This is a genomic window from Chryseobacterium sp. SIMBA_029 (genome assembly GCF_046535275.1).
GTDB lineage: Bacteria > Bacteroidota > Bacteroidia > Flavobacteriales > Weeksellaceae > Chryseobacterium.
On the sequence record NZ_JAWRXA010000022.1, the window covers coordinates 1 to 10,493 of the forward strand.

Below are 10,493 nucleotides of genomic sequence, written 5' to 3' on the forward strand. Positions count from 1 at the left end.
GCGAAAGCGGGAGAGTAGGACGCCGCCAGTTTTTATTAAAAGTCTCATACATATATTTGTATGAGACTTTTTTTTGTTCCCTACTTCAAATAAATCTAATAATCTAACAATGTAAGCAATAACAGGCCTCAATAGAATAGATCATAAAAACATCCATTGGCTTTAGCCGAAAGATATAGATCGAAATATTACTGTTCCTGTTGAGAAATATACGCAAGATAAGATTCTATATTTTCAGGATGATCCGAAAGGATTTTTGTTATTTTATTTAATACTTCCAATTTATTTTTAAAGTCACCTGATAAGTGAGTACGTAGATGCTCCAGATTATTTAATATATCATCAATTTCTTCAGGGATAGTTCCATCCAATACTTCTCTCAATCGTTTAGCTATGGTGGGAGATTTTCCATTCGTAGAAACTGCAATTTTCAGATTCCCTTTTTTAATAATAGATCCCAGATAAAAGTCACAGAGATCAGGTTGATCTGCTGCATTGACTAAGATATTTTTTGAATTTGAAATGTATTTTATCTTTTGATGTAAGACCTTATCATCCGTTGCAGCAATCACGATGTCTATATCATTGATATCAGCTTCTTCAAAATCTTTTTCAAAATATTGTATGTGTGGATGGTCATTCAAAAGGTCCTTAAATTTTTCTCCAAAGTTTTTCGATACGACTTTAATCTTTATATTAGGATTTTGTCTTAATAAAGTTTCTGCTTTTTCAAGGCCTACATTTCCACCCCCAACTATTAAGAAACGAAGATGTTCAGTTTTTAGAAATATAGGAAAAAGAGTGTTGCTCATTACTTATCAAGATTTTTAAGATTAAGATCAAAAGTGTAGGCGATATAATACAATCCTCCAAGAGTGGGGCCGGCCGCATATTGATAATAATAATGGTTTAAAATATTAGTACCTCCAATTTTTAAATTTGAATAAATTTCAGGAAATCGAATACTGATTTGGGCATCCACTGTAGCATACGAAGGAATATATCCATTGGCTAAAGGACTTTGCCAGTCAAATCCGCTCTGCCATTTTCCTACAATATTAAAGGCTACGTTTTTAAAGATCTCTTTATTACCAAAGCTTATATTCATATTCCATCTCGGGGTATTGAATGCCGTGATAAAAATGTCATTACTGCTGTTGGATATAAGATTATTATAACTCACATTCGTTGCTATTGTATAGTTTCCATAGAAATTATAACGAACACCTAAGGAAGAACCGAAACTTTTATATTTATTGGTACTGTTCGTGAAAACACGAAAACGGGTTTGCTGGGTTTTGTCCAGCATATCATTGATTCCTGTGGCAGTTTCTATATTTCCGTTTTTGGGAACAGCAACATCTACCTGACCTAAGAACCCATCATAAATATTGTAATATGCATCCCAGTCAATAGCAATTTTACTGTTATTGATAATAGAACGGTAGCCAATTTCAAAAGAATTGATTTGCTCCGGTCTCAATTCCGGGAGGTTGGAAGCTACTAAACGCCCTTTATTATTTTGCACGGCTTCAGATTGAGTAAGGCCGGATGATACAGAAGAGTTGACGCCAGCATTAAATAGATCAATAGAAGCTAAGGTGTAAGAGTTATTTAAAAATCCCTGACCTTCATTCACAAGATTAAGTCCACCGACTCTTCTTACCCCGCCATTATTTACATATCCCAATGCTTCAAAAATAGAAGGAAATCTAAAACCGTTTTGATAGGAAGCCCTGAAACTATGCTGCTTAAAAGGAGAATAAACGACAGCAAAGCGAGGATTTAACTTTGTTTTGAATAAGGGATTTCTGTCTGCTCTCAAAGAGGCATTCAATTTCAATTTATCATTAAGAATTACTTTCGTTAATTGTACAAATGCTCCATATTTTTTATATAATTGATTTTCTCCAAAACTTCCATCAGGCAACGGTGTATTTCTTTCTGAAACAGGTCTTCCAAAATCCACAAAGTTATTACCGTCAGGAACTACGGAATATACCCGGTAATCTGCTCCTACTAAAAGATCAAAGTATTTTACATACCGGGATAAATTATAAGTGGCGTCGACATTATAGGTTTTTGATTGCTGCTTCAGCCACGCACCACCAGTTTGGGGTGCATTTGGATATCCTGCATTCACGTGGTCCCAATTATTAATTCCAATAATGGTATTTTTCAAATTTTCAAAAGCTGCAGTTCCCGGTTCCACACGTCCTTGATCAGCAATATTTCTTGCTCTTGCAAATGCGGAAGCCAGATCTGCTCCTGAATTGATCTCATTCTGAAGCGCACTTTGGAAAGAATTGGTCCAGTCTTTATTAGATTTGTTTGTCAGATCCAGATTATCGGCCAAAGGTTTTAGATTATATGATTTTCCCGTATTTTCAATCGAGATATATCCTTTTACATCAAATTCTTTTCCTTTAAGTTCTACTTTATGATTCTGTACGGTAGCATCCTGAAGACGGATTTTATTCCCGCGTTGGAAGGTGCCGTCTAAAAGGCCGTAACGGTAAGTATAAGAAAGTTCTGTATCATTAAAAATCTTATAATATAAACCCGCATCAAATTTAATATTTCTTACCGTTGGATCCACGAGATCCTTTTCCAGATATCCTGTTCTGGATACATTGAAGATTTGTGTTTTACCGTTAATAGTAGCTTTTACAGTAGTTCTGTTATTCCTTTCATCTCCATATTTGTTCCATAAGTCCTGAGCGGGATTATTATTTCCGTCTAATTGTTGAAAATTTGGATTGGCTGTACTAAGATTGTTAGGATTTTGATCCGTTAAAGTATTCGAGATCCAATCTACACCTGTCATATAGGATCCGTTGATTTTAAAAGCAATTTTATCATTCAGCTTTTTGGCATATCGTAAAGCAATTTCATGGGTAGAAGCCGAACCATGATTCGCATCGTCAATGTGGTTCACTCCACCCCGGAAATATAAACTTAAACCTTCGGTTTTAAATGGATTTTTAGTCTGTAAGCTTGCCAGTCCATTAATTGCATTCATTCCATATAATGCAGAAGCAGCACCGGGTGTAACTTCTAAAAACTGGATATCTAATTCTGTCGGCCCGATGGCATTTCCCAGGGGAACGCCTAAAGTAGCCGCCTGAACATCTACTCCGTCAACCAGCTGCATAAATCTGAAATTATTAGGAGAATTAAATCCTCTTGCATTGGGAACTTTTAATGTTAAGCTTGAAGTTAATAACTGAACTCCCTTTACATTTTCTAGAGTTTCATAGAATGAAGGTGCCGGAGCCTCACGAATAGCTTTAATATCTATTTTCTCAATAGAGACTGGGGACTTCAAAGTTTTTTCTTCTGTTCTGGAAGCAGAAATAACAACATCATCAATAATGCGGGTCTGGGAATTTAATTCTACAGAGATTTTATTCTGCCCGTTTAAAACTTCTATCTGAGCAGTTTCGTATCCGTTTCTTTCCACCAGAATGACAAAAGGAAAATTAACTCTGGTTCTCAGTTTGAATTCTCCGTTGGCTTCACTGATTGTTTCTTCCGCTGTATTTTTTACTTTAATATGTGCTCCGGACAGAGATTGATGATCGGAATTTTTTATTGATCCAGTAATTTCCACCAGTTGCTGCTGGGCTTTGATAGTAAGAGTTGATAAAAGTAAAAGTCCTAAAGTATATTTTTTTATGTGTTGATTTGAAATGTTCATTTTTTTGTCAGTTGAATTATGTATTTCCGATTAAATAGCCATGGGTTGGTAATAACAACAACACATGTCCATGAAATAAATATTTCTGACAAATCCTTTCTTTTGTATGGTCGAACTTATTTTTTTCAATTTTTTAAATCTCATTGTGCTTTTTAATTTAAATGATTGACAATGGTCCTGTAGGTGAAATCTCCAAAAGTTTCATGAGGGAGCTTATCCTTTACATAATCAGAGAAAAGTACATCCAGTGTTTCCAGAATTTGGGTTTCCTCCAGACTATCTTTATATTTTGTGTTGAGACGCATTCCCAGCCTGTCACCTCCAATATGAAGATTGTATTTTCCATACGCAGTACCGATCAGCCCTATTTCTGCATTCGGAGATCGGCCGCAACCGTTGGGGCAGCCCGTCATCCTGATGGTAATATCATCCTGTTGAAGACCATATTTTTCCAAAATAGGTTCAATGTTAGTGATAAGGCTGGGTAAATAGCGTTGTGCTTCTGCCAGCGCTAATGAACAGGTGTTAAATGCCACACACGCAATAGAGTTTTTTCTCATCGCACTTGCTGTATCCGTATAGCTGATGATGCCGTGTTCATGAAGGATCTCTTCTATTTCCGCTTTATGTTCCGGTAGGATATCTGCTAAAATAAGATTTTGATTACACGTGAAGCGGAAATTGGCTTTACCAGTTTCAGCGACTTGTAATAAACCTGTTTTCAGTAAATACCCGTTTTCATCCAACACCCTTCCGCTTTCTACAAATAAAGTGAAATACCATTTTCCTTCATGGTTTTGTTCCCAGCCGTAACGGTCTTTTCTTTGGGTAAATTCATAAGGTTTTGCCTCTTCGAACTGAAAACCGGATCGTTCTTCTACCAACCGCTTATATTCAATGATGCCTAATCTATCAATAGTATATTTTAACCGGGAAAGTTTTCTGTCACTTCTGTTGCCGTAGTCTCTTTGTACAGTGATGATTTCATAGACAGCTTTCAGTACTTTTTCTTCCGTATCTAAAAATCCAAAAACAGAAGCCAGCCTCGGATACGTTGCAGTATTTCCATGAGTAGCACCCAGACCGCCGCCAGCCCCAATATTATAACCTTTTAGTTCACCATCTTGTATAATAGCAATGATGGCAATATCATTAATGAAAACATCTACATCATTATTCGGCGGAATGGCAATACCTATTTTCAATTTTCTGGGAAGATATCTGTTTTGGTACAATGGATCTTCAGGATTTTTCTTTTCCTCTATCTGCTCTTCATCCAGCCATATTTCGTAATAGGCGGTTGTTTTCGGCAGACAGAGCTCACTGATCTTGGCAGCCAATGCATGAACTTTTCCATGCAGCGGAGATTCCGAAGGATGGGAAGTACAGGTCACATTTCTGTTCACATCACCGCAGGCAGCAATAGAATCCAGATGCAGTGTATTGAAAGATTGTATCGTAGGTTTAGTTTGTGATTTCAGAAGCCCATGCAGCTGTACCGTCTGCCTTGTTGTTATTTTTATGGTCCCGGTAGAATATTCACCAGCAATGTGATGCAGTCCTGCCCATTGTTCAGGAGTTATTAATCCACCGGGAATTCTTAAGCGGATCATGTAAGAATAGAGCCATTCTAATTTTTTCTGATTTCTTTCTTCCCTTCGGTCGCGGTCATCCTGCTGATACATTCCATGGAATTTCACCAGATTTTGATCCTGCTCCCGCAGTGCGCCCGTATATTGATCAGAAAGACTTTCCTGCAGTGTTCCTCTTAGCCCTTTGCTCTCTGTTTTTATTTTTTCTACAGGAGATAAATTGTTTTGTTCCGACATTGTAGTGTTTATTTTTTGGTAGTAAATATTTATTTCAAAAATGCTCTAATAGACATCTTTGACAAACCGTTCTTCTTCTTCAAGCTCGTCCAGATATTGCTTTGCCTGTTCTCTGGTTTTTCCATTTTCTTCGAGAATTTCCAGAAGGGTATTTTCAACATCATGATACATCGGATCTCTGGTACCGCATACATATAGATGTGCTCCGTTTTCCAGCCATTCAAATATTTCTGTTGATTTTTCTTTCAGGCGATCCTGAACATATACCTTTTTATGCTGGTCTCTTGAGAACGCCAGATCTAAATTCGTTATAGAACCGGTTTGTAAAAAGCTCTGGATTTCGGTTTGGTATAAAAAATCTGATATAAAATGCTGTTCTCCGAAGAAAAGCCAGTTTTTTCCTGTGGCACCCACTGCATCCCTTTCGGTAATGAAAGATCTGAACGGAGCTATTCCTGTTCCCGGACCTATCATAATGATGTCCTTGTTTTCATCCGGAAGTTTAAAATGTTTAGCTTTTTGAATATAGAATTCTACAGTTTGATTGAGATCCAGTTCCGATAAATATTCACTGCAGACTCCAATCTTTTCATCACTTTCAGTCATAAATCTGTTTTTGGATACAGTGATATGGATTTCTGTGGTTCCGTGCCCGCTGGGAGATGAAGAAACAGAATATAATCTAGGAGCTTGCGGAGTCAAAATACCAATGATTTTTTCAAAATCAACATTTGAGGGATATTTTTTAAGCAAATCCAGAAGTCCCAATCTTTCTTCTGAAATGCTATGACCTGTTAAGGTTGCATATTTTTTTACAGTTGATTTTAAAAGATAATTGATGTTTAAATGCTGTTTCAGCAGTTCTTCTGCCGGAGCGGTTACTCTTTCCGTTGTAATTATTGTATCAGGACCAAATTTTACCAGATTTAAAATCTCACGAACCGTTTGTATTGTATTGAACGGAATAACTCCCATCGCGTCGCCCGGTTCATAATCAATCTCATCTTCAGTAATGATTTCTATATGATAAGTTTCTTTATTTGAACCTATATCATTCAGATTGATCTTTGAAACAACAGTACCCTGGAAATATTTTTTAGAGGACGAACCTGGCTTTATCTTTTGAGGAATATCAGAACTAAAAGTTTCGTTATTCAATTTGTTAATCACTGCATCAAACCAGCTTTCAGCGTCACTCTGATAATCGGTGTCGCATTTTTGAACAGGATAAAATTCTTTTCCACCTAGTTCCGTAAAACGGATCTGCAGATCTTCCGCAGTTTTGCAGAATTCGGGATAAGAAGAATCTCCCAATCCTAAAATTCCAAAATGTAATTTAGACAGATCAAGCGTATTATTTAGAATATAATCATAGAACTTTTTTGCTAAAATAGGCGGCTCACCGTCTCCCTGTGTACTGATGATCAGAAAAAAATACTCTTCTTTCGGTAAATCTGTAATCCGGTACTGATCTGCACCGGTAAGTTTTACCTGGATACCCTGTTTTTTTGCTGATGTGGCTAGTTGGGTCGCTAATCTTTTTGCATTTCCGGTTTCCGTTCCAAAAGCCAGTGTTATTTTTCTGGACTTTGATGATATCGGAGGTTTTGGATTAGTGGCAAATGGTGATTCGGCAAGAAGTCCGGCAATATATCCGTTAGTCCATATCAGTTCCTGTTGGTTAAAGCCTCCGAGAATTTTTTTTAAACTTTGTAATTGAAGATCAGACAGCATTTTCTACAGATTTATAGGTTAAATAAGTGTTGAGATTTTCTACAGGAGCGAAATATTGATCCTGGGATTGGTCATTCTGAAGCCATGTAAATTCTTCATGCAATCCGACCACTTTCCCGATGATGACCAATGAAGGGGAAACAAATTTTTTGTTTTTGAGAGAAGTTTCATATTCTTCAAAACTACAGGTATGAACTCTTTGCAATGGAGTAGTTGCCTGCTCTATCACAGCAATTTTTTTAGAAGATGAAATGTTTTCATTCTTTAGCTTTTCTATGAGCTCAGGAAGAGTAGCAACAGACATATAAAAAACAAGCGTATCATTGGTTTTTGCAAGTTCTTTCCAATGATCTTGATGAACAATATCATTTTTATAAAAGGTCATAATTCGTACAGCAGTTGAATATCCCCGGGCCGTCAGAGGTATTCCTGAATAGGACGCAGCTCCCAGTGCAGCCGTAATTCCAGGAATAATTTCATAGGTGATCGAATGTTCTTTCAATACCTGGAGCTCATCCAGAATATTGGAAAAAATAGAAACATCACCGCCTTTAAGCCTTGAAACATTTTTGCCGGCTAAAGCATATTCTGTCATCATTTCATTAATACTGTACTGAGGAGTAGAGGCGCCCCGCCGGCATTCTTTGCCTACGAAGATAACTTCTCCGGAAAAATGATCCTCCAGAATTTTAGGACTGACCAATCTGTCTGCTAAGACAATGTCTGAGTGCTGTAGTGCTTTTACTGCCTTTAATGTAATCATATCCGGATCTCCCGGACCTGCGCCGATTAAATAAACTTTTCCTTTTTTCATATTCTCTACTATTTTTGTAGACTATTAAGTTGAAAAAATATCCTACACAAAAAGGCAGGATATTTTTAGATGGATATAATTAAAATAGACCTTCAACCGACAGATAGCGTTCTCCGGTATCATAGTTGAACGTTAATACTTTAGCCTTTTCAGTTTTTCCTGCAAGCAATTGCGCTACAGCAGCTAATGAAGCACCTGAAGAAATTCCTCCGAATATTCCTTCCTGTTTTGCGGTTTGCTGGGTAAAGTTAAAAGCCTCTTCTTTACTGACTTTTATAATTTCGTCTAAAATAGAGGTATTTAAAATACTAGGAACAAAACCAGCTCCGATTCCCTGAATCGGATGTGGCCCCGGTTCCCCGCCGCTTAAAACCGGAGAAAGTTCAGGTTCTACGGCAATTACTTTCAGATCAGGGAAATGCTGCTTTAATACTTCACCCACACCGGTAATATGGCCGCCGGTTCCTACTCCCGTTACCAAATAGTCCAAGCCATCAGGGAAATCTTTCAAAATTTCTCGTGCAGTAGTTTTTTTATGTACTTCAACATTCGCCTGGTTGTCAAATTGTCTTGGCATCCATGAATTATTTGTAGAATCGACGAGCTCCTGTGCTTTTTCTATGGCACCTTTCATTCCTTTCTCGCGTGGAGTCAGTACAAAATCCGCTCCGTACACTTCCATTAATTTTCTACGCTCAATACTCATACTTTCCGGCATTACCAGTGTTAACTTGTAACCTTTCACTGCAGCCACTAGTGCCAGGCCGATTCCGGTATTACCGCTGGTGGGCTCAATGATTTGAGTATCTTTATTGATAATCCCTTTTTCTTCGGCATCCTCAACCATAGCCAATGCAATACGGTCTTTAATGCTTCCTCCGGGATTACTTTTTTCCAGCTTAATATATACTTCATGGTGTGGAAATAATTTTGAAGCTCTCACGACAGGAGTATTCCCAATGGTTTCTAAAATATTTTGAAATGGCATAATTATATTTTTTTAAATTTTATATTACAAAATCGATGACCTCCGGAAAAGGATTATTATCTTTTATTTTTATCTGGTTAGTATGGTATACCACCGAATTGGTGGCAATAGAATGAGTAATCCATACATTTCCGCCAATAATGCTCCCTTCTCCGATTACAGTGGTTCCACCTAAAATAGTTGCTCCGGAATAAAGCACGACATGATCCTGAATAGTAGGGTGCCTTTTCAGACTGGCTAAATCCTTTGAGACACTCAGTGCTCCTAGAGTCACCCCTTGATAAATCTTTACATGATTGCCTATAACGGTAGTTTCCCCGATCACAATCCCTGTTCCGTGATCAATAAAAAAACTTTTCCCAATCTCAGCTCCGGGGTTAATATCAATTCCGGTTTTACTATGGGCATACTCACTGATTACTCTGGGAAGGATTTGAATCTTTTGTTGATAAAGCTGGTGAGCAAAACGATACACTGCTGTAGCAAAAAATCCCGGATAAGAAATAAAGATTTCCTCCTTAGAATGAGCGGCAGGATCAAAATGTAGAATCTCTTCCGCATCCAAAAGAAGCATATCATATATATAAGGTATCTCATCAAAGAATTTTTCTACCTGCTCCTTTATAATAGAATCACTTGTGGAGACTTTATTAATTAGCGTATGCAGCTGATATCGCAAATGATTGAATTTGTATTCAAGTTGCTCGCTGGATTGATAAGATTCTAAATGATAAATAAACAGTACATCAAATAATTCCTGAACAAAATTCTCGGCTAGGTGTTTTTCATGAAACAGATAACTTTCCTTCTGCTTCTTCATGAATAGATATTTTAAAAAATCTGACTGTTTATTTTGAGATTCCATTTTCTGCTGTTAAATAATTTTATAAGGATTATTCCATATAATATATAAGAAGTGATAAGCTATTATTAATAGGCTGGAAAAAATCCAATAGTAATAATTAGTCTATTAATTATATAGACTAAATTGACAATTTTTTTACTTGCAACAGACTATCCTATAAATAGGGTATGCATACATTTGCTTGAGGTTATATTGATTTAAGAGTAATTCTTTCATTATTTGTTTTGAGCAAATTTAAAACAAATAATTAATCTACCAAATTAGTAGACTATAAATATGAAAAAATAACTCCTTCTATAATAGATGAATTAATAAACATTGACGCTATAGGCTGTCTGATCGGATACTATATATATAAAAGAATATTGCCCCGTTTTTTCTAGCAATGTCCCGGGGTTTTGGGTGTATCATCATTGTGGATAACTCCACTGTTGTTTATAAAAATTTCATATTCAGATCGTTAAACAATTACTTATCCACTTTAGGAATATTATGTTAAATAAAGTTGGTAGGGAGGTTAAAAGTTTCTATCTTTGCCCCACTGAAAACGAGAGATAGTAGGT

General features: G+C 36.7%; 7 protein-coding genes. All 7 read right to left on the reverse strand.

Annotation, left to right across the window (positions count from 1 at the left end):
- Positions 1-188: 188 nt before the first annotated feature.
- Positions 189-812 carry a bifunctional precorrin-2 dehydrogenase/sirohydrochlorin ferrochelatase gene (locus tag SB679_RS22950; RefSeq protein WP_410704615.1) on the reverse strand — a complete coding sequence of 208 codons (624 nt, stop codon included), beginning with the start codon at positions 810-812 and terminating at the stop codon, positions 189-191.
- A complete protein-coding gene (locus SB679_RS22955) occupies positions 812-3,700 on the reverse strand; it encodes a TonB-dependent receptor (RefSeq protein WP_410704616.1) in 2,889 nt (962 codons plus the stop codon). The genes SB679_RS22950 and SB679_RS22955 overlap by 1 nt, the downstream gene beginning before the upstream one ends.
- A 152-nt stretch (positions 3,701-3,852) precedes the next feature.
- The gene (locus SB679_RS22960) at positions 3,853-5,529 is read right to left on the reverse strand and encodes an NADPH-dependent assimilatory sulfite reductase hemoprotein subunit (RefSeq protein ID WP_410704617.1); all 1,677 of its coding nucleotides are present in this window, start codon (positions 5,527-5,529) and stop codon (positions 3,853-3,855) included.
- Positions 5,530-5,574: 45 nt separating this feature from the next.
- Positions 5,575-7,263: a sulfite reductase flavoprotein subunit alpha gene (locus SB679_RS22965; RefSeq protein ID WP_410704618.1), complete on the reverse strand. Its 1,689-nt coding sequence runs from the start codon at positions 7,261-7,263 to the stop codon at positions 5,575-5,577.
- The gene (gene cobA / locus SB679_RS22970) at positions 7,253-8,077 is read right to left on the reverse strand and encodes a uroporphyrinogen-III C-methyltransferase (RefSeq protein WP_410704619.1); all 825 of its coding nucleotides are present in this window, start codon (positions 8,075-8,077) and stop codon (positions 7,253-7,255) included. The genes SB679_RS22965 and cobA overlap by 11 nt, the downstream gene beginning before the upstream one ends.
- A 79-nt stretch (positions 8,078-8,156) precedes the next feature.
- Complete coding sequence (gene cysK / locus SB679_RS22975) at positions 8,157-9,065, reverse strand: cysteine synthase A (protein ID WP_410704620.1); 909 nt, start codon at positions 9,063-9,065, stop codon at positions 8,157-8,159.
- A gap of 19 nt (positions 9,066-9,084) precedes the next feature.
- A complete protein-coding gene (locus SB679_RS22980) occupies positions 9,085-9,885 on the reverse strand; it encodes a serine O-acetyltransferase (RefSeq protein WP_410704621.1) in 801 nt (266 codons plus the stop codon).
- Positions 9,886-10,493: the final 608 nt, after the last annotated feature.

Excerpts from the sequence above, each read along its gene's own strand:
- SB679_RS22950 (WP_410704615.1), bottom strand. The coding sequence starts at position 812 with ATGAGCAACACTCTTTTTCCTATATTTCTAAAAACTGAACATCTTCGT.
- SB679_RS22955 (WP_410704616.1), bottom strand. The coding sequence starts at position 3,700 with ATGAACATTTCAAATCAACACATAAAAAAATATACTTTAGGACTTTTA.
- SB679_RS22960 (WP_410704617.1), bottom strand. The coding sequence starts at position 5,529 with ATGTCGGAACAAAACAATTTATCTCCTGTAGAAAAAATAAAAACAGAG.
- SB679_RS22965 (WP_410704618.1), bottom strand. The coding sequence starts at position 7,263 with ATGCTGTCTGATCTTCAATTACAAAGTTTAAAAAAAATTCTCGGAGGC.
- cobA (WP_410704619.1), bottom strand. The coding sequence starts at position 8,077 with ATGAAAAAAGGAAAAGTTTATTTAATCGGCGCAGGTCCGGGAGATCCG.
- cysK (WP_410704620.1), bottom strand. The coding sequence starts at position 9,065 with ATGCCATTTCAAAATATTTTAGAAACCATTGGGAATACTCCTGTCGTG.
- SB679_RS22980 (WP_410704621.1), bottom strand. The coding sequence starts at position 9,885 with ATGAAGAAGCAGAAGGAAAGTTATCTGTTTCATGAAAAACACCTAGCC.